The sequence below is a fragment of the Winogradskyella bathintestinalis genome, from assembly GCF_030407435.1.
Taxonomy (GTDB): Bacteria; Bacteroidota; Bacteroidia; order Flavobacteriales; family Flavobacteriaceae; genus Winogradskyella; species Winogradskyella bathintestinalis.
On record NZ_JASDDK010000002.1, the window covers coordinates 119,629 to 143,503 of the forward strand.

Sequence of the window (23,875 nt, forward strand, 5' to 3'; positions counted from 1 at the left end):
TTATAAATCTATTTGAACATAGTTATTATTATATTTCTCATCTTCAACAAACCAAGCTGGATTACCTGATTTATCAAAACCTAATTTTGCTCCAGATACTGGAGGTTTGTTCAATTCTTTAGTCAAGTATTTATTTCCATTGGCTGATGCCTCATCTTTTTTTTCCGATTCAAAAATACCCGCAGCTGTGAGTTTTTCAATACATTCTATAAAAGAATTGATTAAACGCGTTACATCGTCTTCTGTGTATGCAGCAGTCATATAGCAAGGAAAACCATCCCAAACATGGATGCCTTTTTGTCTCATCATTACAAACAGCAATTCTGAATAAGGAATATCTTCCAATATTTGTAATTTCCACAAAGATCTATAATAAGGGACTTGAATTGGAAGATTTTTCTCATTGCAGTAGGCGGTAAGTTCAGTGGCCACACGTTCCGTTTTTTCCGCTAAATCATCTTGAAGTTTTGCTCCCTGTTTTTTCATTTCTAGAAGTGTTGCTTTAGCAGAAGCTAATGCTAATGGATGACGAACAAAAGTGCCAGCAAAATAAGTCACACCAGCCTCAGGAAAAGAATCGTCACCATATTGCCAAAATCCTCCATCAAGAGCATCCATGCAACGCTTATTACCCACTATTGCGCCAATAGAAATACCGCCACCAATTACCTTTCCGTATGTTGCAAGGTCTGCTTTAACACCAAACAGTGCTTGTGCTCCACCAGGATGCATTCTAAAACCTGTAATAATTTCATCAAAAATTAAAATGGTATCTGAAGCTCTAGTTACTTTTCGTACTTCCTTCAAGAATTCTATAGGTCTGAAATCGGGTCTTCTACTTTGAACAGGTTCAACTAGAACAGCGGCAATTTCGTGTGCGCGTTCTTTAATAATTGCTAAACTTTCATCAGTACCATAATCTAATATCAACATATTCTGCACGGCTTCAGGCAAGATACCAGAAGCAGCTGGGAAGGTTTTCAATTTTTTTGAGCCTCTTACAATGACCTCATCATTGATGCCATGATAAGAACGCGAAAATGCTACAATCAGTGAACGTTCTGTAACCGTTCTAGCAATACGCATAGCTCCAAGTACGGCTTCGGATCCTGTATTACACAAAGCGGCACGATCTTGACCTGTGAATTCACACAATAGTTCGCTAACTTCACCAGCGAGAGGATGCTGAGGACCAACTTCAAAACCAAGTTCTACTTGATTGTGTATGGCTTCTTTTATAAAATCGGGCTGATAACCAAATAAACTAGAACCAAAACCATTTAATGTATCGATATACTCATTGCCATCTAAATCCCAAAGTCGATTACCTGAAGAACGCTCCACAACAATAGGGTAAACAAGCTCTTTCGTTAAGGGTTTAAAACCTGTAACTACCCTTGGGTCTGACATATGACCACGATGTTTTTGGGAATAGGCTTTACTCTTCGCTGTTTTTTTATTGTACGTATCAATTAAATTCTCTAAAAATGCTTTTTTATGACCATCTAATTCTGAGGCATTTCTATCTATCTTAGGTGCTGCTCCAAATGGTTTTTGGTGTTCTTTCTTTTCGTCTTCAGATAATTCATCATTGGAAGACACAACTCGAGGTGTTTCAACCACTTTCTTATCTTCTACATTTGGCATAGGACTTGGAGCAACTTCATTACTAGTTCCCTGAAGTAATTCTATTTGTTTTCCTAATAGTTGTAATTGCTGAGCGATAAGGCTCAATGCCGAATTTTGATTAGAATGGCTTACAAAATTTTGATTATTTGCTGTATTTTGAGTTTGTTGAGGTGCAACATAAGGTTGTTCTGACACATGCTGAGATGGCTCAACTTGATTATTAATATTAGTTGCTGGTGCAAAAATTTCTTTAGGCAAAACGTCATCTAAATAATCTGCCAGCACATTTGGAGATTCAAATTCATCATTCAATTGTCTAAAGGTAATTTCAGCATTAAATTCCTTCTTAAACGATATGGCCATTTGTGTTAAGATCAAAGAATCTAAGCCAAGTTCTAAAAAACTTTGATCAAATTGGTTAGCGGTAATTTCAACTCCTGAGTTTTCCTCTATGATCTCAGCTATTTTTTCGAGTAGAATAGGTTTTCTCATCAATTTAGTATTTATATTCGATTTAGGTGTGATTGGTGTACTATTATTAAGATTTACAGAAATAGGTACGTTGGCAAGATTAGTAATTGAAGAATACGTAGCAGGCGGATCTAACCAGCATGGTTTTCGATCAAAAACATAAGAAGGTAACTCTACGTTCTGTCTGGTTTGATTCTTGTAAAAGGCGTTCCAATCTGGATCTATGCCATGCAGCCACAAATCTCCTAGAGCGGTTATTACGGTATGATAGGCCGTTTCATCTTCTTTCGGAATCGTTAAACTAGCAATGGAAGCTACAGACTTTAAACCTTTCTTTTGCATTGATAATGTAGTTAATGCACGTCCAGGCCCTATCTCTAACAGTACAGGATCTTCTAATGCCAAAACCGTTTCCATCGCTCCAGAAAAGTTAACAGCTGCCCTTAAATGATTTGTCCAATAGGTTGAACTTGTTGCTTCTGCATCAGTTAACCATTTCGCCGTTACAGTGGAAACAATTGGTACACGCGGCACATTTAAGGTTACTTTTTTAACTTCGTCTTCAAAGGTATCCAATACCGGATTCATCATTGTAGAATGAAATGCATGACTGGTGAGTAAAAGCATATTCGCTATACCTTCGTCATTCAGGACTTTAGAAAAACTATCAATTTCAGTATCTGGACCAGAAATCACAGTTAATCGATCTGAATTGATAGCTGCAATGGACAGCGTATCTGGAATTAAACCTTTTATGTCTTCTACATTTTTTCGAACAGATAACATACTTCCTCCTGGAAGTTCACTAACTAGCTTACCACGCACAGTAATAAGATGTAAAGCGTCTTTTAAAGAGAAAATACCAGCTAAATGGGCGGCGACAAATTCTCCAATACTATGTCCGCAAAGTAGTGTCGGTTTTATTCCCCAACTCATCCATAACTGTGCTAGGGCATATTCAATAACAAATAATGCTGGCTGAGTGAATTTAGTATCTTTTAATTTTTGTTCTGCGTTTTCAGAATTATTTTCAGGATAAATTATGGTTTTAATATCAAGTTTTAAATCGGCTTTTAAAATTTCTGCACATTGATCAACTGCAGCTCTAAATACGTTTTCTTCGTGATAAAGTGCTTTTCCCATTTGAAGGTATTGAGAACCTTGACCTGGAAATAAAAATACTAGTTCGTTTGGTAGTACTTTTAATGCATTGGTTTTTATAGCCTTTTGGTCTTTAGATAGAAGTTTCTCACTTGCTGCTTTAGATTTATCCGCTATCGCAAAACTCCGATGCGCAAACGCATCTCTTGTAAACGTTAAGCTATGAGCAACATCTGCCAATGAACCTTCTGAATGTGATTTTAAATAATTACCCAATTTTGTTTGATAGCCATCTAAACTATTAGGTGTTTTAGCTGACCATGGTAAAAGTTGTACGGGTCTGCTAGCATCTGATACTTTCTGTTCTGCCACATATTCTTCAACTACAATATGAACGTTGGTACCACCAATGCCGAAGGAACTGACTCCTGCTTTTCTAGTACCTTCAGAGTCCCACGGGATTAATGTATTATTTACATAAAATGGACTGTTTTCAAAATCAATAGCAGGATTTGGTTTTTCAAAACCTAAAGTTGGAGGAATCTGACGATGCTTTAATGCTAAAACCGTTTTAATAAGACCTGCTACACCAGCGGCAGCTGTTAGGTGCCCCATATTACTCTTAATAGAACCAATGGCGCAATAGCCGTTTAAATCTTGTTCACCAAAAGCAATGTTTAAACCTTCAACTTCTATAGGATCCCCTAAAGGAGTTGCTGTACCATGCGCTTCAACATAGCTAATTTCTGATGCTCTAATGTCTGCATCTAAATGGGCATTACTGATGGCTCCTGCCTCGCCTTCAACACTTGGTGCCGTAAAACTTCCTTTATCTCCACCATCGTTGTTAATTCCTATACCTTTTATAACCCCATGGATTGTATCACCATCTTTTATAGCATCCTCTAAACTTTTAAGAAGCACTACTCCTGCTCCATCGCTAAATACAGTACCTTTTGCGTCTGCATCAAAAGAACGGCAATGTCCATCAGCACTATGTATAGAACCTTCTTGGTATAAATGACCACTGTACATGGGAGACGTTACACTTGATCCTCCTGCAATAGCAACATCACATTGACCACTTCTTATGGCTTCGACCGCTTCGGCTATAGCTAACAATGAGGTAGAACAAGCCGAATGCACACTAACTGCTGGCCCTTTTAGATTCATATGATAGGCAATTCTCGACGCTACATAATCTTTATCGTTTACGGTGTTTGCTTGAATGATTCCTATCTGAGCCATTAAATCCTTATTAGGAAACACATTGTTCACATAATAACTATTCGCATTTACCCCAGTGTAAACAGCAATACTGCCATTATAATGTTTTGGTAAATGACCAGATTGCTCCAACAATTCCCATACAATCTCTAAAAGAAGACGTTGTTGCGGATCCATAGCTTTAGCCAATTTAGGATTCAGTCCGAAGAACTTCGCATCAAAAGCTTTAGCTGTTGGCACAATACCTCTGGCCGCCACATAAAGTGGGTTTTTATATAATTCTTCAGGAATACTTTCATCTAGTTCTTCGGGAGAGAAAAACGTAATGGTTTCTTCTCCACTTGCTAGAACATTCCATAATTCTTCAATTGAATTCGCCCCAGGGAACCGGCCCGCCATACCTATAATCGCAATATCACCAGTTGATTTTTTTCTTCTTTTCTTTTTTGATTTATCAACTTTGGATTTATTATGGTCAATTTCTAAAAATTCTGAAAGTCCTGCTATCGTAGGAAACTGATAAATCTTTGTAACTGGTAGTTTTAAATCGAGATGCTTTTCAATGAGAACGGCTACTTTTTGAGTTAAGAGCGAGTTGCCACCCATTTCGAAAAAGTTATCGTCAATACCAATCTCTGGAATAGATAGATGAGTACTCCATATATCAGCAATATCTTTCTCTAAAGCCGTTTTGGGCTTTTTTAAAGGGGGCGCATTATGAGGTCTTTGATATTCTGGGAGCGGTAATTTTTTCTTGTCAATTTTTCCATTTGGAGTCATTGGGAACTCTTCCATCCAAACAAATAGGGATGGTACCATATAATCTGGTAACGACTCTGCTAATTTATATTTTACAATACTATCATCTTTAAAGTCCTCAGTTGACTTTATATAAGCAATTAATCGCGGCGCTCCCAAATTATCAGTGGCAATGACGGTAACTCTGCTTATATTAGGTAAATTAGTAATAGCGGTTTCAATTTCTCCTAATTCAACACGATAACCCCTAATTTTTACTTGGTCATCTTTTCTACCTATAAATTCGATATTACCATCTGGTAGCCATTTTGCTAAATCACCAGAGCGATACATATATTCCCCTTCTGAGAACGGGTTTTTAATAAATTTTTCTTCACTAAGCTCGGGTAAGTTTAGATAACCACGAGCCAAGCCACTGCCCGACAAACATAATTCACCGATAGCGCCTACAGGTAATAATTCTAACGTATCAGATACGATATGTGCTTTTGTATTATAAATTGGTTTACCTATTGGCAAAGCCCCTACTATAACATCAGCAGTAGAAAATTTGTAAATCGTTGAAGTTACTGTATTCTCTGTAGGTCCATATTCATTATAAAAGTCGCATATTTTATCAATTCTTTCAGCTAGATTTATTGGACATACTTCACCACCAACTACGATTCTTTTTAAACTTGTCACCTCTGACAAATCTGGTAAGGTTTCGATATAACTCGTGGTTCCGCTTAAATGGGTTATCTGATTATTTTTTAGAAAATTTGGTAACATGAAATTTTTGATCGTATCAATATCAACAATAACGATTGCTGCACCATTAAATAATGCTAAAAATAGCTGCTCTACAGAGGCATCGAAAAAATAATTAGAAAATAACAATACCCTTTCATTATTTTCAAATCCATAAAGTTTGGTCTGAGAGCTGATTAAGTTGACTACAGACTGATGTTCGATCATTACCCCTTTTGGATTACCTGTAGTACCAGAAGTGTATATAACATAAGCCAAATCATTTGGGTTAGCATTAATGTTTAACGGATATTCATTGGTATGCGCTTCTTTTGTAGTCGTGAAATTCTCTATTAGAGCCGAATCAACAGTAATTTTACAATTACTATCGTCCTTTATAAATCCTTTTCTAGATTGCGGAGATTCTATATCTATAGGAACATAAATCGCTCCTGCTTTTAATATACTTAAAATAGAGATAATTATCCACTCACTTCTCTCTAACATTAAACCAACAAAATCACCATGATTTATGTTGTGATTGGTGATTAAATAATTTGCGAAACGATTAGAAATATTATCAAGTTCTTTAAAGCTAAGTTCTCTGTCTTTGTATATTACTGCTACATCATTCGGTACTGCACCGACTTGCTCTAAAAATAATGTAACGATGGTTTTATTTTTTGAAAAATTAATAGTGGTATTATTAAATTCTTCTAATTGTTTTAATAGATTTTTATCTGGTTGGTTCATAATCACAAATAGCTAACTGTTATAATAAATCGCCATTAACCTGTAGAGAATAAGTTAATTACCTTATTCTTTACTGTTAAAAAAATTATTTAGAGGGATTATAAAAGGGTTAAATAAACTTAAAATTAATTTCGGTTTGGATACAAATTATTAGCCAAATCGCATTTTAATTCGTTTAAGCTAAAGGTCATACGAATTTAATCAAAAAAACGTTTAACCCTAATGTTTGAGATAATAATTTTACTAATTATAAATTAAGTTAAAATATTGATGGTATGAGCGTTAATTACCAATCTATGCCTACAATTTGGCTTTAATTTTTTGCACCGATAAATGTTAAGTCGTGCGACTTTTGACATGGCACCGTAGATGAATACCATAAACTATAATTGGCATATTTAAATAGCTTTGCATAGTTGTGTGAAAACGAGCGTTCGTGACCATAAGGTTGCGACTCTGGATGTGTTACAACGTTATGTCCGATGGCATTAGGCTCAATAGCAACAAACATAGTTTTTCCTAAATTACTTACTTCATTTAAGAACGCCTGTAATCGCTCTTCTGTAAAATACTCCAGAACACCTCTAGATGTAACAAATATGGTATGACTTTGACCATGCTCTTTAACCCAGTCAAAACCGTCTGCTGCTACAAATTCTAGCTTAGGATTCATTTTATAGTCTTCACTATTTTTTTTCATCTGAGATGGACTAAGGTCAATACCCACAAAACGGTCAATTTTAGAAAATTCAGAACTTAAATACTCCAAAACTTTTCCATTCCCCGTTCCGATTTCCACCAAGGTTTTGAATTCTTGAGGTTGATTTTTTAATTCCTTTTTGAGAAGATCGAATATAAATGAACAATCAGGCAAAAAGCTGGTTTCAAAACTATCATCCGTAGCTGCAAAAAAATCAGCTCCTTGGTTTACCCAGTAATTTTTGTGTAAATCCGCCAGAGTATTATAATCCGATTGTTTTTCGACTTTGCTTAATATTGCGTTACGCATTAAACGCTCTGTAAAACTCAGATCTTCATTCAATATTAAGGTTATACCAGCTTCCGTCCACTCTGCAGTTTTCTTTGGATGCAACAATACCATTGCCCTACCGACTGTATTAGTTAACAGATTTAAAACTATAAATTTTACCCTTTTTTTCATCTTTGCAAATTTTAAAAATAGTTAGAATACAATGCTCTTAATATTCAATTATAAAATTTTCAGAATTATTACATTATAATGTTAAAAACCCAGCAAAATACACATAAGTAAATATGAAAGTTCTGACATTTAAAATACGTACCGCAAATAATTTAAGCCGTATAGCTTTCCTTAACCTGAAATTCTTTTACTGGATTCATAAAGTACATAAAGACCAGCATTGTTAAGAAATATAGGACTGCAAATGCCGTATACGTATCAACACCTCCTGTTCTAGGAGATACTGGTAAGAGTAATCCCGTTGAATTTAACCCAAACTGTAATAATAATACACAAATGCCACTTTTTGTTTTTCCATATACGATGGCACACATACCGGCAGCGCCCATCATGTGAATTAGTAAAGGCCAAGTAGGCACATCGTGAATGACACCTATGCCAAAATACATAAGAGGAACCCACCATAATCCCCAAAAGAAACCTACAATTTGACTAGCTAAAAATGGATTTGTGAGCTTAGATAATTGACGCACGGAATAACTCACCCAAACTACTTCGCCTACAAAAGCCCAAATTAATATTACAAAAAATCGTTTGAAGGTTAATATACCCGTATTGACTTCTAGAAAAGCATTATAGTCACCTTCTAAAAAGAGGCCTTTTGCTATTAAAAAAAGTACTGCTAACGAACAAGCAAACAGTGCGCAAAATAAATACCACGTGGGACTAACTTTCCAATTCAGCATAGGCTTTAGCATTTCCACCAATCCTTTATTACCTCTGGTCACTTTTACTAAACCTACCAAAATAGCTAATAGTAGAAAAAATCGACCATGATTATATAAAGATTCAGAAAAATAACCTAAGCTACTAATATATACAAATATAGCACTGCTAATAGGAGCAAGAATTAAAAATATCCAAACTTCATATTTTTTCAAAAAATCTATCATAGTTAATTTATTATTTTGCAAAAATTGCACTCATTAATTTTAAAATCACTGCTTAATTAGCTTATAACCAAGCCTCTTAATTTTAATCAAATTTAAACGCTGAAAGTCTCAAAAAAAAATCAAATCGACAACATTTATCTTATTAAATGCTAGAAATTAAGTTATGTGGTTATAACTGATTCGCAAATATAGCGTTCAGCTTAAAATTTAAAAATAAGAATCTTTGTTTTCATCTTACTCATTTTCATTCCGATCAATAATCAGTTTTTCCATTATCATTTTATATATATATTTTGACTTGGTTTGGAAAAATTTTGATTTGAAAGATTATCTTTACATAATATGGATTCATTAACCCAAATCGTTTTAGGAGCTGCCGTTGGTGAAGCTGTACTTGGTAAAAAAATAGGCAACAAGGCTATTTTGTATGGCGCTATCGCAGGCACAATTCCCGATTTAGATGTATTTGCATCTCATTTTACAGATACGGTTTCAGCATTAGCAATTCATCGCGGATTTACGCATTCCATAGTATTTTCAGTGTTATTTGCCCCTCTTTTTGGGTGGCTAGTTTCCCGATATGAAAAATACAAAGATTTTAAAGGTTGGACTTTATTGTTTTTTTTGGCTTTGTTTACACATCCTATCTTAGATGCGCATACTACTTGGGGCACTCAATTATTTTGGCCGATGGATATACGCTTGGCTTTTAAGACAATATTTGTGGTAGATCCTTTTTACACCCTGCCATTTTTAGTATGTCTAATTATAGCGATGTGTTATAAACGTACTTCGAAAAAACGACGAATTTATAATAATATTGGCCTCACACTAAGTACAACCTATTTAGCTATTACATTTGTACTTAAAGGGTTAGCGTTTTCTAAATTCGAAGAGGCATTAAGTAATCAAAATAAGACTTACGAGCAAATAGATACCAGACCCTCTCCTTTAAATACGATTTTATGGAATGCTAATGTTGAAACTAAATATAATTATCTTTTAGGTTCATATTCCTTTTTCGATACACAAGATATCAACTTTGAAGTTTATCCTAAAAATCATGAATTGTTAGGAGAACTTATTGAAAATGAAAAAGTACAACGCATGATTGCAATTTCCGAAGGTTGGTTTACAATTAATAAAATAAACGGTAAATTATATTATAATGATTTGCGCTTTGGCTTATTGAATATAGAACCAAATTCTCAGGATTTTGTGTTTAAATATTTAATTAATGTTGATGGACAGGGAGAAGTGACCTTCACTGAGGAAGAAAAAACCCAACGTGATGGAAAAAAATTAATGTCGAATTTGTGGCAACGAATTAAGGGCAATTAATTATAATTTCACTCATTTACCTCGTAGCCACTTAAATTCATTGGTTCTTATTACATAACCAATACGTACCATACTTTGCGATTGTTGATAATTTAATAAACCTTCCGCTTGGCCTACAAACCATTCTAACATTAAGTATTGATTAGATATATTGTTATCGAAGGGATTAAAATAAATACGTGTACGTACGGAGCCTTTAAAATCTAAGTTTAAGCCTTTTCGAAATCTAAAATCAAAAAATAATTTATCTGGCTTTACAATATGAGACAGATTTATTTGCCCTAAACCGGTGTACTCTAATAAATCGGAATTGCCTTTTTTGTAGGCAAAGGGCACCCAGACTTTAAACCTACCAATAGTATTTTTCGCAATATTAGTGGTGTATTCTAGGCTCAGTCTATTCCAACTTCGCGAAAAAATACTATCTCGACCGTTTGATTCGTGTTCAAAAGCCAATGTTCCAATCCCTTTTAGCTTATCGTCTTTATCATAAAAAGCTTTTCCAACAGCAATAGAAGGATTAAAATTTATATCACTAAAAGGAAATGATTCTTCATAAATATTCCAAAACGCCTTTTGGGTATAGGTTAAAAACAAATACGTATTCCAAGGCAATTCACTTCTAGTCAATATTTGTTTAAAACTGATTTGATATTTGGCGTCTGCTGTATTTCTACCTATAGTTTTGTTTGTGGGTACACCTGTAATAAAATAATTGTCTTTATGAATTGAAAAGTATGGCTGCTTAGCAATAGAATCATTTAATTCTTGTTGGGTATAAGCTTGAGAATTCCCACTTATTGTAACAAAGAGGGTTATAATTAAACCAAACAATTTAATGAATGATTGATTAAAGGAGATTTGTTTCATCTAAGGATTATTTAATCGAACGGATTGAAAATATTTTGTTTTGCAAATTTAAGGTTTGAATAATTAAAAGTTGGCTCAAATACGAATGAAAGTGCCTTAAACCATAATAAACCTATTTCTTGCCTAACTGGTGCTGTTATTTCGGTGCATATGAGTTAAAATTATTTTAGATTAAGCTATGTTTTTAGCAGCAGCGACAAGTATCTTTAAAAATAAATTAAGAGACAGACGGACAGTTTATCAAAAGATGGTTAACTTAAGGATGTTTTAAGATTGCACTTATCACTTCTATGGAATTACCTATTATACTGGTTTTTATTATTATCGGGATTAGCATACTGCTATTTATTACCGAATTATTCCCTGTAGATAAAATTTCGTTCTTCATTATAGTGGCGTTGGTACTTTTACAATTAACCACACCAGAGGAAGCCATCAGTGGTTTTGCTAATTCTGCAACTATTACGGTTTTAGCATTAATGATATTAGCCGTTGGACTCGAAGAAAATGGAGTTATACAACTGCTTTCAGATGGTATAAAAAAATTAAAAATTCTACCCCTCATTCTGTTGACACCTGCGTTTATGATTATATCCGCCGGTATTTCTGCTTTTATAAGTACAACAGCAGTAGTTATTATTTTCATTAAAATAATAACGCAACTATCTGAAAAATACAGTTTTTCTTCGTCGCGTTTATTAATGCCTATTTCATTTGCGGGTATATTAGGTGGCAGTTGTACACTAATGGGCACCTCTACAAATCTTATTGTTAATGCCATTGCTAAAAATCATGGTGTTGAAGCCTTTGGTTTTTTTGAATTTTCATTATTTGGTATCGCTTTCTTTGTTATAGGGCTAGTTATAATGACCATTGCTTCAAGGTTCCTGCCAAAAAGTAAACCAAGCGACTTAAGAAAAGATTATGACATTGAATCTTATGTTTTTACTATTAAGGTGACATCAGAGTCGCCGCTAATCGGTAAAACCTTTGGAGCTATTAAATTTTTAGATGATAACGATACTAAAGTTTTAAAACTTATTAGAGATAAACAAGTTATAAACGATCCAGGCAAGTACATAAAGCTTATGGACAAAGACAACTTGGTATTAATGAGTAATTTAGATAACCTTCAAACTTTAATTAAAAAAAATGGTTTTGTGCTCAATGAAAAAAGACAAAATTCGCAAAAAGAAAGTATTGGAGATGGTGTAGAAGCACCCAAGAGTGACATGACTTATATTGAAGTTCTTATTTTACCAGGATCTAATCTTATAGGAAAAACACTTAAGGCTTTACGTCGTATTTCATTTCAAGGGGCGTTTCCTATTGCTATAAAAAAACGTAGAAATCTAAGAAATACGAAAGAACGTTTATTACGAAAAAATATTAAAGATATTAATTTAAAACCTGGTGATCGCGTATTATTAGAAATGCAAGAACATAAAATATCAGATTTATATAATATTGAAAATATAGCCATTTTAAATGAACACGAATTTAAACCGAATGTTCCAAATTACAAAAGAGTACTGGCGCTCTTAATATTGTTTACTGTTATTGCACTTGCCGCCACTAGTATCTTAAGTATTTTGTCAGCATCTTTAGTGGGAGTGGCTGCAATGCTTTTAACGAATATTATTCAATTAGAAGGAGTGTATCAGAAAGTCAATTGGCAAATTATATTTTTACTCGCTGGTATGATTCCGCTTGGCATCGCTATGACAAACAGCGGCGCCGACATATGGATATCTAGCAACTTGTTAGTGCTAATGGCTAATCAAAACCCTATTATAGTTCTAGGCCTTTTGTTTGGTATTACAATGCTATTGTCTGGAGTTATATCTAATAATGCCACGGCCATTATCATGGCGCCAATCGCCATTGCCATTGCAAGTGGTTTAAACTTAGATGTTAAACCTTTTTTATTGACGGTTATGTTTGGATCTAATTTTAGCTTTTTCACACCTGTCGGCTATCAAACAAATACGCTAATTTATGGCACTGGCGCCTATAAATTTAAGCATTTTCTAATCATTGGTGGTGTTTTGTCCATTACGCTCTGGATTGTTGGAACGCTACTATTATCAATGCAATTATAATTATGAAACTATTAATTCAAAATTCAAAGAATCAAGACATTGTCTCAAAATTAATCGATAAGCTTGAGGGCTGGTGGGATGCTATTGTTCTAAAACTGCCCAATGTTGCTATCGCAATCGCTGTATTGATAATTAGCTATTTTCTCGCAAATTTCTTGGGTAATCTGCTACTCAAAATTTTAACGAAACGCATGCAGAACCAGTCTATAAGAAGGCTTTTAGCTAAAGCACTTAGAATTATAATTTTAATGGGAGGTTTTTTTATAGCCTTGGGGGTGCTTGATTTAGACAAAGCTTTAACTTCTATTTTAGCAGGCGCAGGAGTTGTAGCATTAGCTATTGGTCTTGCTCTACAAAGTACTTTATCTAATACATTTTCGGGCGTTATGCTATCATTTTTACCGAACTTAAAAATTGGCGATTATGTAGAAACCAACGATCAAGGGGGTTATATTCACGAAATCAGCATGCGGAATTTAGTAATTAAAAGACCTGATGGACAATTTGTAATTATGCCAAATTCAAAATTTATTGAAGAACCATTCGTCAACTATTCTGTAATTGACAGAGGTCGAATTACAGTGTCTTGTGGTGTAGCTTATGGAACAGATCTCCATAGCGTCAAAACAATGGTTACCGAAAAAATGAAAACTGCATTTCCTCAAAATAAAAATGAAAGTATCGAATTTTATTTTACAACATTCAACAATAGCTCCATCGATTTTATAGTACGATTTTGGGTCGATTTTGTAAAGAAAGGCCAAATGTATGCCGCTCAAGATAAAGCGATTCTCTTAATTAACGATTTGTTTAACGAAAACAATATCGAAATTCCGTTTCCAATCCGAACACTTAATGTTTCTAAAGAACAGTTGGGTAATGTGAATAAAATTTTTAACGCACCCCGAGAATCGGAGTGATGTGTTTATTTCTAAAAGACTTATAAATTGAAATAAAATTACAAAACATTTTAATTAAACTTTTTGAGTTTTAGACCGCTCGATATTATTTTTAGAAACTTTGGCCAGTTCTGCTCTTATTTGTTTGATGGTTTGTGAACTCCCATCATGACTCCAGCCTGGAGGTCCAAAAACGTACATAAATTTGTGACCCCAATTACTAGATTTTTTCATATCATCCCAAATATTCTTGTATTCGTGCGTAAGAATAACGAATATATTATACGAATTTGGTGGTGTTGAAACCCCATATTCAATAGCGATGTTATTATCCAATGGTTTCCAGGTTCCGAATATCCTATCAAAAACATTAAGAATACCACCATGGTTTTTATCCATATATTCAATATTCTGAGCATGATGCACTTGATGCATTGTATGGGTATTGAGAAATTTTTCAAAAAAACCTAAATGCTTTACATATTGCGTATGAAGCTGAAACTGCCATAAAGACTCTATTCCCAAGCAAAATAATAGCATTGGTGGCGGAAAACCAATCATCACTATCCAAACATAAAATAAAGGTTTATAAAACAGTGTAAACCAACCGTTGCGCACAGCTGTTCCTAAATTAAAATTGTCAGAAGAATGGTGTACTATGTGAGCCGCCCAAAAAATCCGAACCATGTGATTTTGACGATGAAACCAGTAATAAGCAAAGTCATCTAACAACATACAAATTATCCAAATATACCAAGCGTATCCAAAAGACTGCCAGCCCATAATATTAGTGCGAACTCCATTTACCAAAGGATTAAATACTTCGTAAGCAAAATTAAAAACCAGCATTACGGAAACGGTTTTTAAAAGCGCGCCAAGAATTGCAGAGCCAACGCCAAGAGACAAACTAGATATAAGATCTTTCTTTTTGTAAAGATTTTTATTATCAAAAACCTTACTATATGACAGTTCGAGGGCAATAAAACCTAAAAAGCAAGGCACACCATAAACTAATGGGTTAGTGAAATCCATTCAATACTAATTTAAAAAATTGATAGCTTTTGATTTTTAAATACTTTTAAAAATATGACTTCAAATAATAAATCTAAATTTCAACGAAAAATTGAAATGATTGATAAAAATTTCAAATTCATAGCATTAGTGTTAGCTGGTAAATATACGGTGTGATGAATAGATATTCGAATTTTAAAACTAGGTTTTATAAAAATTTGATAATTAATACCATTAGTATTCACATTTTCTTTCTATCACTCATAAAATCAAAAACGTCTATTTCTTATAGAATTAAGTTAGAAGGCGCTCTTTATTGCGTTCTACAAGGAATCACCAAAAATGGAATGGTAGGTTGAAAACCTATTTTTCGAATGATCGGTTCTTTAATTATATTCTCAATAAAGCTATGCTTGTAATTAATCATAACCAAAACATCAATCTTTTGTTGTTCAATGAAATCTTGAATGATTAGCGTTTTATTAGTAAGATTTGGCATCGAGTGGAAACTATAATCCAAATCTTTCAAATACAATTTTAACATGGTATAGTTATAGTCTTGTAATTCGGTTAATTCTTCTTCCTCTGTGATATGCAGAATTTCAATTGTAGACTCATTAAGCTCAGATAACCGCTTTAATTCAATGATTTCTTCACCATAAAACCGTTTATAATCGGTTGGAAATGCAATTTGTTTCGGTTTTTTATAAATGAAACCATCTGGCACAATCAATACAGGACATTGCTTATTCTTCTGAATAACTTTAACCGTATTGCTACCTAAGAAAATTTCTTTTGCTCCCGTAGCCCCTTTGGTCCCCATAATTATTAAATCGATATTAAAAGACTTTATTGCTGTATCGATAGCATCCGTTAAGCGTTCGGCACTATGAACAATTTCAAAGGAATGCTCGGTGTTACTATTCGTATTTTCAACTCGGTCTTTTAATGCGTTTAATGCGTTTATAGAATCTACTTTTAACTGATCTATATAATCCGTAGTTATATAGGTTCTAGTACTTGATTCTGAAAAAGACCATGAATGCAAGAAATAAAAGTTGCAATTTTCATTGGCATATAATTTTAATGCATAGTCCATTGCGCTTGTGGCGTTAACCGAAAAATCTGTTGGTATTAGAATATTTTTTTTCATTGTTAGTGTTCTTAATTGTGATTTTAGAAAGCTATAAATTCATAATTCCGAAGGCAATACTAAAAATGGTGTTTCTAAATGAAACCCAATTTGATTTACCGTATTTTGAAAGAAAAGATTTTCAAAAAATGAATGTTTATTGTTTATCATCACCAAAAAATTGATGTTATGCTTCTTTTGAAATTGTTGAATCGCGACTGTTATATCTTCATTATTTAAATGGTGAAATAAAAAAGGCGCGTGCTTAAATATGGACTCTATTTTCTCTAAATTCATGATTTGTTTTTCAGAAAGCTCATGACCTGTTGATACATGCATCATATTCAGTGTGGTGGCATGGGCATTAGCAATATCTAAAAGGATTTTTAAACTTGCTTCCTTATATAAAAGCTCTAAATCGTTAGGGAATAACATTTTTAATGGTGCCTTAAAAGTAAAGCCAGATGGTATTGCCAAAATAGGGCGTTTTATTTCCTGAAAAACATGCACCGTATTAGAGCCGAATAATAGTTCCTTTGCTCCTGTAGCACCTTTCGTTCCCATGACTATCACATCAATTTTATGCGAATCGACAAAGGCACCGATTCCAGACACTACGGTATTAAATTTTGAATAGGTTTTAAATTCATGTTTACTATTATTTGTAAAATCTGTAGCTATTCTGTTAACTAGCTTATGAAGTTGCTGCCGCGAAGTATCTCTCACAGTATCTACGAGTCCAAATTGTTCTGGATATCCAATAACATATTCCAAATTATATATTGGCGGTGTGTAAGTATTTAATATATGAAACATACAGCGCTCTTCTTGAAACAATTGTAAGGCATAAGAAATAGCGTTCCAAGAATTTTCCGAAAAATCAGTAGGTAAAAGTATCTGTTTCATAATATATTCAGTATTAAAAAATTTAAGAGTATTTTGTCTATGTTGCACTTAGATGGTTAACATTTCATCTTCAGCATATAATTATGTAGTTTTACTAATAGGCATTCTTCATCAACTTAATTTTGGTTGTTAATCTTTAAAAATCATAAAAAGTCACGGACAGCATGCCGTTAATTTCTTCTATTAACTGTAAAATTAAAAAGTTGATCATTGAGAAACAATGATAAATGTCAGCCGTTTCAAATTGCGTTAATAAACCAAAAGACCTATAGCTCATGGTTACTTTTTTTAGCGGAATGCTAAAAATTCAAATTAATATTTCATAAAAACAAAAAATGTAACATCAGTTACTCATAATCAATTTTATTCTCTATATTTTTGAATAAAAATTAAACCAGGTTGAAAAGAACAAAATTATATAGTATCCTATTTCTTAAATGCCCACAATGTCGCCAAGGCCAATTTCTAGAAGCTCACCCTTATAAATTTTTAAAAATGAATAAAGTGAAGGATCATTGTCCAAAATGCAAATTAAATTATCATATTGAACCCAGTTTTTATACAGGTTCAATGTATGTTTCTTATGGTGTTGGTATTGCGGTGGCTGTTGCAGCATATGTACTTACACTCCTTCTTGGTTTTGAATTTGGACCTACAGGTTTATTATTAACTATTATTTTTGCCTTATTGATTACTATGCCTTACATCGGTGCAGTATCAAAATCCATTTGGGCTCATTTCTTTTTAAAATACAATCCTGAGATTGCAAAAAAAGCAAGCAATGACGGAAGCGCTTAGAACAGAATATGGCTCGCAATTTGAACCTGCCCTTATTGAAGAAATAAATCAGGTGGCTACTTTAGTTGAATTGCCAGAAGGACAAGACCTAATAAGACCTGGTCAATATATAAAAGCCATGCCTTTATTACTATCTGGAAGCATTAAAATAATGCGGCCTGATGGAGATGGTGAAGAGCTTTTGCTATATCATCTTGAAAAAGGTGACACTTGCGCCATGACTATGAGTTGCTGTATTGGTAACACTATTAGCGAAATACATGCGGTAACCGAGACCGAAGTTAAGCTTCTTATGATTCCGGTAGAATTAATGGAAGTTTGGTCTAGAAAGTACAAAACCTGGCGCGACTTTGTTTTTTCGAGTTACCATGCACGGATGATGGAACTATTAGAAAGTGTCGATAACATCGCCTTTCATAATATGGGTGAACGCTTGGAAAAATATCTTCATGATAAAAAAGAAATTTTAAATAGTAGATTCATTTATATCACACATAAAGAAATCGCAAATGACCTTCATACAAGCCGTGTAGTGGTTTCTAGACTTCTGAAAAAAATGGAATACGACGATAAAATTAGTCTTCATCGCAGTTTTATTGAGATCATGTAACATCTGTTACCAAATTTAATTTGTAGACTTTATACATTTGATCTATAGTTAAAAAGCAAATGGAAATAATTGAGGTATTTGGTTATGTTGGTGCGCTCTTTATAGGGCTCATTTTAGGTTTAATTGGTGGAGGTGGCTCTATTCTTACCGTACCAATTTTGGTATATGCGCTTTCGCTCAGCCCTATAATAGGTACAGCTTATTCGTTATTTGTTGTAGGTACCACCTCTGCTGTAGGTGCCATAAGAAATATTATGAAAGGCATGGTAGATATTAAAACCGCTATCATATTTTCCATCCCCGCATTTATCGCAGTATATGTAACAAGGGCTTTCTTAATCCCAGCAATTCCTGAAAATCTGTTTCAAATTGGTGATTTTATGATTACTAAGAATCTATCTATTATGCTGTTTTTTGCCATTATAATGCTCTTAGCTTCAATATCAATGATACGAAACAAGGCTAAGGATTCTCATAAAAATTCAGAAATAAAATATAATTATCCACTTATTACAATTGAAGGATTAGTCGTTGGAATAATAACTGGTATCGTTGGAGCTGGTGGTGGCTTTTTAATCATTCCGGCATTAGTATTGTTTGCTAATTTGCCAATGAAAAAAGCGGTGGCCACATCGTTATTAATTATTGCCATTAAATCGTTAATAGGATTTTTGGGAGACGTCCAAAACCTTGATATCGACTGGGCATTTCTTCTTCCCTTCACGTTAGTTTCTATTTTAGGAATATTTATTGGAATTTGGCTCAATAAATTTATCAATGATAAAAAACTTAAAAAGATATTTGGTTGGTTTGTTTTAGTAATGGGGATCTATATCATAGTTAAAGAACTATTCGACATATAATTTATCTTAAAGACTGTTTTCTTGAATTATTCTAAGGTAAACATTTTACCTTATATTTCAGAAAATTGAAGATTTTACAATTATTCATCCGTTTAGTAATAATTAGATTTACTTTTTTAATATATTATAATTGCGCTTATGATAGAATTAATTTTTGAAACACCAAGGTGGTCATAGCTCGCTCATCTTGCACATTTGTAGTTTTTACAGGTTCTAAAAGTTTTAATTCAAATTCTAATAATAGGCTGGTTATTCGCTCACGTGTAAGATAATAGGTTCCTTTTTTTCCGTTTTCCTTGTTAGTGATTTCTGGCGCATTTCCATCCAATCCAATATTTGATGCCATCCTTATGAGTAACGTACCTCGAGGTTTTAACACTCTAACCAATTCTGTAAACATAGTTTTAAAATGCATTTCACTTTCTGCAAAATGCAAAACAGCACAACAAATTATATGATCAAAACGCGCTTGGTTGTACGGTAAATTATCCAAATGGCCTACCGTAAAATTACTTGCCGCCTTTGGGTAGAGTTGTTTGGCATTAGCAATGCTTATAACATCTGAATCTATACTGTATAGATCAAAGTCATTAGAATAAAACCATTTTAGGTTTCGTCCACCACCACAACCTGCGTCTAAAATAGACTGACCGTTTACGTATCTTTCTTTGAGAATCTGATCTATAACATAGATGTCTATATTTCCAAAAGTTTTATAGGATTCTTCGTAATTCATAAAATTTAATTTTTATTTCTAAAATAGCATTAATTTTTTCCCTTCTCAGCATTGTAATATTTAACACCTAGTATAAAACACAAGAAATGAATTATGATTATTATAGTGTCGAAGAATATTAAAAAATAGATTTCAATGTGATTAATACTAACCAAATTATAGTAGATCCTTAATCGACAGCCTTGTCGTTATTAATACTATAGATTTGAAAAATCACTTGTTATATAACACTTATAAATCTAATATTTAGCCACATATAGATTAACGAAAAACACTTGTATGTATCAAAGGTTACAATATTTTACCATAATCTTTTATATTTTTATATAAAACATAGAAATTATGCATATTAAACAATTTGAATACAAACCGCTAGCCCATTATTCTTACGCCATTGTAAGTAATGGTGAAATGGCAGTTATAGACCCAGAACGCAATCCGGAGCAATATTATGAATTTGCAAAAGCAAATAACGCGACAATCACGATTATTATAGAAACGCATCCACATGCCGATTTTGTAAGTTCTCATTTAGAAATTTACAAAAAAACTGGAGCAACCATTTATAATAGCAAGAAGTTGGGAGCCGATTATGCGCATCATACGTTCGATGATGGAGATAGCGTACACTGTGGAAATGTAAAACTTACGGCACTTAATACACCAGGGCATTCACCAGATAGTATTACCATCGTTGCAACCGAAGGTAAGGAAACTGCTCTATTCACTGGAGATACACTCTTTATTGGAGATGTAGGTCGCCCAGATCTGCGTGAAAAAGCAGGAAACATGAAAGCCAAACGCGAAGAACTCGCCGCAATGATGTATGAAACCATGTCAGAAAAATTTAACAATTTCCCTGATGATGTCGTTATTTACCCTGCACATGGAGCTGGTTCGCTCTGTGGTAAAAATTTAAGTGATAAATCTAGTAGTACCTTAGGAAATGAACGTCGTAATAATTGGGCCTTTAAAAAACAATCCAAGGACGAATTTATGGCTGTGTTACTTGATGGACAACCTTTTATTCCAGCCTATTTTGGATTTGATGTCGATATCAATAAAACTGGAGCAAGGAATGTAAAATCGGCTATAGAAAAAATTCCATTTACAGAGAATTCATCCGCTGACGGACTTATAGTGGATACACGCGATGAAAAAAGCTTTAAGAACGGACATTTATTTGGTAGTTTTAATATTCAGGCGGTTTCTGAAAATTCAAGTTTTGAAACCTGGTTAGGCTCTATTGTTACGCCAAAAGATTCGTTTACACTTGTTATAGATGACAAAGAAAAAAAAGATACCATCTTAGAGCGTGTCGCGAAAATTGGCTACGAAAAACTGCTTAACAAAGTCATTACACTGCCAAACGAAAATCTCATAAAAAGCAAAGAACTAGATATATCGGATTTTACCCAAAATCCAGAAAAATACACCATAGTAGATATTCGTAATAAAAGTGAGGTAGAAGCTGGAAAGTTTTTTGACAATGCTATATCACATCCGTTAAATAATTTAAGAGAAAGCGCGTCAACAATCCCACGAACTAAACCCATAGTAGTACATTGTGCTGGCGGATATCGTAGTGCGGCTGGTAGCAGCATTTTAGAAAAAATTATTAAAGATGTCACAGTATATGACTTAAGCGATAATGTTAAAGCCTTTACAGACTAATGGTATCAATATTTCTACCAGTGAGTTTTTCGATTCAATATCATATCTGCAATAGTAGATGTAGTGGTTTTAAAGTTAACAACGTTAGACTAAATTAGGTTTAATTTTTTATTACTTGCTATATGTTATATTTTTGTTTTGCTAAAGTTCTAAAGTTAGAATAGCGTTTCGGTAACCCATGTTACCGTCCGCTATTCTATAAAACATCACCTTTGAATAAAATATTTTATTATGAATTGGATATATGATCCTTGGCCATGGTATGTTGCAGGCCCTCTTATTGCGTTAGTAATGTTTATTTTACTGCTAGTAGGAAAACAATTTGGAATGTCTTCAAATTTACGAACAGCCTGTGCTGCGGTTGGTGCTGGCAAGGCTGCCCGTTTTTTTAATTTTGACTGGAAGTCTGAACGTTGGAATTTAACTGTTGTTTTGGGTGCCATCATCGGCGGTTTTATTGCTTCTCACTACATGAGTGATAACACCGTAAAAATAAATCCAGAGGTTGCCCAACAACTCGCCACGGATTACAACATTAATAATGCTGGTGACAGCTATTTACCACCAGAAATTTTTGCTACAGATGCTCTAAGTAACCCTTTTATTATTGCCGTTTTATTAATCGGTGGTATTTTGGTTGGATTTGGAGCGCGCTATGCCGGTGGTTGCACCTCTGGTCATGGTATTTCTGGATTAAGCAATCTTCAATTACCTTCCCTTATAGCGGTCATAGGCTTCTTTATAGGTGGACTGATAATGATTCATTTAATTTACCCTATAATATTTTAAAAATGAAATACATAACATATTTAGCAATTGGCGTTTTTTTCGGAATTATAATGTTTAAATCTGAAGCTGCCTCTTGGTTTCGCATCTATGAAATGTTCCAATTTGGAAGTTTCCATATGTATGGCATTATAGGTTCTGCTGTAGTTATTGGTATTATTGGTGTACAAATAATTAAATATAAAAACATAAAATCACTTAGTGGTGGAGATATTAGTTTGACACCTAAAAATAAAAGTGTTACGCGCTATTTAGCAGGTGGGATTATTTTTGGTTTGGGTTGGGCACTTGCAGGGGCATGTCCTGGCCCTATGTACGTTCTGGCAGGCGCAGGGTATACTTCAATTTTAATAGTAATTTTTGGAGCTATTGTTGGGACTTTTTTATACGGATTGATTAAAGACAAGTTACCTCATTAGTCTCTATTATAATAATAAAGCTCATCTTTAAAAGATGAGCTTTTTAATGGTCATATTAAAAGCGCGTTATAGAATGTTTAGAATATGAGTTTTATTTTCTTATTAACTGCAGAATCATTAAGATCAGGATAGTTCAGCTTATTGTAGTCTATTTATAAGTTACCAATATTTCCGCAATGGCTTTTAAGTCAGATTCATTAATTTCTGTTTTTGGTGCTAAAGGGAATATTTGTTGTCCAGGTCTACTTATAAAAGCAGCTCGCCAGCCTGCCCAAAGTGCACCGGCGACATCCCAACCATGTGCAGCAATCAACATACATTCTTCTGGTTTTACTCCCATTTTACGCGCTGCCCATGCATACGTATCTGTAAAAGGTTTAAATTTACCTACATCTTCCACACTTAATCGTTCATCAAAATATTTGGTTAAACCTGCACTTTCAAATTGCTTTTTTACGCCTTCATTAGAAGAGTTAGTAAATGATACTAATTTATAACCATCTTCCTTTAATTGCGCTAAGGACTCTTTCACTTCGGGGTGCGCTGGTAAACCACGTAAAGCATTTACAACTGTTTTACGCGCATATTCTTCTGACATTTGTATGTCATTGTTGGCGGCTACCATTTGTAAGGCTCCGGCTCCAATATGACCAAAATGCTCGTATTGACCGCTGGCAGTAGTTACCAATGAATATTGCAACATGGTGGTAAACCATAATGGTAATAAATCATCTCTACCATTGAGTGCTTCGCTTACCACTTCTTTCATATCAGTAAGGTCTAAAAGTGTTTCGTTAACATCAAAGAATAATACTTTCGGTCTTGTCTTATTTGTCATCATGTTTCTTTTTTTTTGAGTGTTTCCTAAAACTAAATTAGGCATCAATAGACCCGTAGCTCCCATTAATCCTAGATTTTTCATGAAGTTTCGTCTATCATTTTTC

The 23,875-nt window shown here is 33.8% G+C and carries 18 protein-coding genes; 9 read left to right on the plus strand and 9 right to left on the minus strand.

All coding sequences use genetic code 11. The features are described 5' to 3' along the window. The 3 genes from QMA06_RS05475 to QMA06_RS05485 form a co-directional block, all read right to left on the minus strand. Nucleotides 1–6,669, minus strand: coding sequence for a polyketide synthase (locus QMA06_RS05475; RefSeq protein WP_290205868.1), 6,669 nt, complete (start codon nucleotides 6,667–6,669; stop codon nucleotides 1–3). A 313-nt stretch (nucleotides 6,670–6,982) separates the two neighbouring features. Further along, nucleotides 6,983–7,831, minus strand: coding sequence for a class I SAM-dependent methyltransferase (locus QMA06_RS05480; RefSeq protein WP_290205869.1), 849 nt, complete (start codon nucleotides 7,829–7,831; stop codon nucleotides 6,983–6,985). Between the two features lie 152 nt (nucleotides 7,832–7,983). Then, entirely contained in the window at nucleotides 7,984–8,784 is an 801-nt protein-coding gene (locus QMA06_RS05485; protein ID WP_290205870.1) for a hypothetical protein, read from the minus strand. Between the two features lie 342 nt (nucleotides 8,785–9,126). Here QMA06_RS05485 and QMA06_RS05490 point away from each other — a divergent pair, with 342 nt between their 5' ends. After that, a complete protein-coding gene (locus QMA06_RS05490) occupies nucleotides 9,127–10,125 on the plus strand; it encodes a metal-dependent hydrolase (protein WP_290205871.1) in 999 nt (332 codons plus the stop codon). A gap of 12 nt (nucleotides 10,126–10,137) precedes the next feature. On the opposite strand, the gene QMA06_RS05495 is transcribed toward QMA06_RS05490, so the two are convergent. After that, nucleotides 10,138–10,995, minus strand: a complete 858-nt coding sequence (locus QMA06_RS05495) for a phospholipase A (RefSeq protein WP_290205872.1) — start codon at nucleotides 10,993–10,995, stop codon at nucleotides 10,138–10,140. Nucleotides 10,996–11,285: 290 nt separating this feature from the next. On the opposite strand from QMA06_RS05495, the gene QMA06_RS05500 reads away from it, so the two are divergent. After that, complete coding sequence (locus QMA06_RS05500; protein ID WP_290205873.1) at nucleotides 11,286–13,097, plus strand: SLC13 family permease; 1,812 nt, start codon at nucleotides 11,286–11,288, stop codon at nucleotides 13,095–13,097. A 2-nt stretch (nucleotides 13,098–13,099) separates the two neighbouring features. Then, nucleotides 13,100–14,017, plus strand: a complete 918-nt coding sequence (locus QMA06_RS05505; protein WP_290205874.1) for a mechanosensitive ion channel family protein — start codon at nucleotides 13,100–13,102, stop codon at nucleotides 14,015–14,017. A 54-nt stretch (nucleotides 14,018–14,071) separates the two neighbouring features. Here the strand turns inward: QMA06_RS05505 and QMA06_RS05510 are convergent, their stop codons facing one another. From QMA06_RS05510 to QMA06_RS05520, 3 genes are all read right to left on the minus strand, one after another. After that, a complete protein-coding gene (locus QMA06_RS05510; protein ID WP_290205875.1) occupies nucleotides 14,072–15,028 on the minus strand; it encodes a sterol desaturase family protein in 957 nt (318 codons plus the stop codon). A gap of 292 nt (nucleotides 15,029–15,320) precedes the next feature. Next, nucleotides 15,321–16,160 (minus strand): universal stress protein, encoded by an 840-nt coding sequence (locus QMA06_RS05515; RefSeq protein ID WP_290205876.1) that lies wholly within the window; start codon nucleotides 16,158–16,160, stop codon nucleotides 15,321–15,323. 39 nt (nucleotides 16,161–16,199) lie between these two features. Continuing rightward, nucleotides 16,200–17,045 carry a universal stress protein gene (locus tag QMA06_RS05520; RefSeq protein ID WP_290205877.1) on the minus strand — a complete coding sequence of 282 codons (846 nt, stop codon included), beginning with the start codon at nucleotides 17,043–17,045 and terminating at the stop codon, nucleotides 16,200–16,202. Between the two features lie 495 nt (nucleotides 17,046–17,540). On the opposite strand from QMA06_RS05520, the gene QMA06_RS05525 reads away from it, so the two are divergent. The 3 genes from QMA06_RS05525 to QMA06_RS05535 are packed head-to-tail and all read left to right on the plus strand — an operon-like array spanning nucleotide 17,541 to nucleotide 19,316. Further along, entirely contained in the window at nucleotides 17,541–17,843 is a 303-nt protein-coding gene (locus tag QMA06_RS05525) for a DUF983 domain-containing protein (RefSeq protein ID WP_290205878.1), read from the plus strand. Beyond that, on the plus strand, nucleotides 17,827–18,453 hold the full coding sequence (locus QMA06_RS05530) for a Crp/Fnr family transcriptional regulator (RefSeq protein WP_290205879.1): 627 nt from the start codon (nucleotides 17,827–17,829) through the stop codon (nucleotides 18,451–18,453). Before QMA06_RS05525 ends, QMA06_RS05530 begins: the two co-directional genes overlap by 17 nt. Before the next feature lie 59 nt (nucleotides 18,454–18,512). Next, complete coding sequence (locus QMA06_RS05535; RefSeq protein WP_290205880.1) at nucleotides 18,513–19,316, plus strand: sulfite exporter TauE/SafE family protein; 804 nt, start codon at nucleotides 18,513–18,515, stop codon at nucleotides 19,314–19,316. A 136-nt stretch (nucleotides 19,317–19,452) separates the two neighbouring features. On the opposite strand, the gene QMA06_RS05540 is transcribed toward QMA06_RS05535, so the two are convergent. Beyond that, nucleotides 19,453–20,052, minus strand: a complete 600-nt coding sequence (locus tag QMA06_RS05540; RefSeq protein ID WP_290205882.1) for a class I SAM-dependent methyltransferase — start codon at nucleotides 20,050–20,052, stop codon at nucleotides 19,453–19,455. Between the two features lie 342 nt (nucleotides 20,053–20,394). Between QMA06_RS05540 and QMA06_RS05545 the strand changes: the two genes are divergently transcribed. From QMA06_RS05545 to QMA06_RS05555, 3 genes are all read left to right on the plus strand, one after another. After that, nucleotides 20,395–21,726: an MBL fold metallo-hydrolase gene (locus tag QMA06_RS05545; protein ID WP_290205883.1), complete on the plus strand. Its 1,332-nt coding sequence runs from the start codon at nucleotides 20,395–20,397 to the stop codon at nucleotides 21,724–21,726. A gap of 231 nt (nucleotides 21,727–21,957) precedes the next feature. Next, a complete protein-coding gene (locus tag QMA06_RS05550) occupies nucleotides 21,958–22,515 on the plus strand; it encodes a YeeE/YedE family protein (protein ID WP_290205884.1) in 558 nt (185 codons plus the stop codon). A 2-nt stretch (nucleotides 22,516–22,517) separates the two neighbouring features. After that, complete coding sequence (locus QMA06_RS05555; RefSeq protein WP_290205885.1) at nucleotides 22,518–22,931, plus strand: DUF6691 family protein; 414 nt, start codon at nucleotides 22,518–22,520, stop codon at nucleotides 22,929–22,931. Nucleotides 22,932–23,079: 148 nt separating this feature from the next. On the opposite strand, the gene QMA06_RS05560 is transcribed toward QMA06_RS05555, so the two are convergent. Next, nucleotides 23,080–23,853, minus strand: a complete 774-nt coding sequence (locus tag QMA06_RS05560) for a haloacid dehalogenase type II (protein ID WP_290205886.1) — start codon at nucleotides 23,851–23,853, stop codon at nucleotides 23,080–23,082. Nucleotides 23,854–23,875: the final 22 nt, after the last annotated feature.

Excerpts from the sequence above, each read along its gene's own strand:
- QMA06_RS05535 (WP_290205880.1), top strand. The coding sequence starts at position 18,513 with ATGGAAATAATTGAGGTATTTGGTTATGTTGGTGCGCTCTTTATAGGG.
- QMA06_RS05560 (WP_290205886.1), bottom strand. The coding sequence starts at position 23,853 with ATGAAAAATCTAGGATTAATGGGAGCTACGGGTCTATTGATGCCTAAT.
- QMA06_RS05480 (WP_290205869.1), bottom strand. The coding sequence starts at position 7,831 with ATGAAAAAAAGGGTAAAATTTATAGTTTTAAATCTGTTAACTAATACA.
- QMA06_RS05485 (WP_290205870.1), bottom strand. The coding sequence starts at position 8,784 with ATGATAGATTTTTTGAAAAAATATGAAGTTTGGATATTTTTAATTCTT.
- QMA06_RS05515 (WP_290205876.1), bottom strand. The coding sequence starts at position 16,160 with ATGAAAAAAAATATTCTAATACCAACAGATTTTTCGGTTAACGCCACA.
- QMA06_RS05495 (WP_290205872.1), bottom strand. The coding sequence starts at position 10,995 with ATGAAACAAATCTCCTTTAATCAATCATTCATTAAATTGTTTGGTTTA.
- QMA06_RS05520 (WP_290205877.1), bottom strand. The coding sequence starts at position 17,045 with ATGAAACAGATACTTTTACCTACTGATTTTTCGGAAAATTCTTGGAAC.
- QMA06_RS05490 (WP_290205871.1), top strand. The coding sequence starts at position 9,127 with ATGGATTCATTAACCCAAATCGTTTTAGGAGCTGCCGTTGGTGAAGCT.
- QMA06_RS05550 (WP_290205884.1), top strand. The coding sequence starts at position 21,958 with ATGAATTGGATATATGATCCTTGGCCATGGTATGTTGCAGGCCCTCTT.
- QMA06_RS05475 (WP_290205868.1), bottom strand. The coding sequence starts at position 6,669 with ATGAACCAACCAGATAAAAATCTATTAAAACAATTAGAAGAATTTAAT.
- QMA06_RS05525 (WP_290205878.1), top strand. The coding sequence starts at position 17,541 with ATGAATAAAGTGAAGGATCATTGTCCAAAATGCAAATTAAATTATCAT.
- QMA06_RS05540 (WP_290205882.1), bottom strand. The coding sequence starts at position 20,052 with ATGAATTACGAAGAATCCTATAAAACTTTTGGAAATATAGACATCTAT.
- QMA06_RS05510 (WP_290205875.1), bottom strand. The coding sequence starts at position 15,028 with ATGGATTTCACTAACCCATTAGTTTATGGTGTGCCTTGCTTTTTAGGT.
- QMA06_RS05555 (WP_290205885.1), top strand. The coding sequence starts at position 22,518 with ATGAAATACATAACATATTTAGCAATTGGCGTTTTTTTCGGAATTATA.
- QMA06_RS05545 (WP_290205883.1), top strand. The coding sequence starts at position 20,395 with ATGCATATTAAACAATTTGAATACAAACCGCTAGCCCATTATTCTTAC.
- QMA06_RS05505 (WP_290205874.1), top strand. The coding sequence starts at position 13,100 with ATGAAACTATTAATTCAAAATTCAAAGAATCAAGACATTGTCTCAAAA.
- QMA06_RS05500 (WP_290205873.1), top strand. The coding sequence starts at position 11,286 with ATGGAATTACCTATTATACTGGTTTTTATTATTATCGGGATTAGCATA.
- QMA06_RS05530 (WP_290205879.1), top strand. The coding sequence starts at position 17,827 with ATGACGGAAGCGCTTAGAACAGAATATGGCTCGCAATTTGAACCTGCC.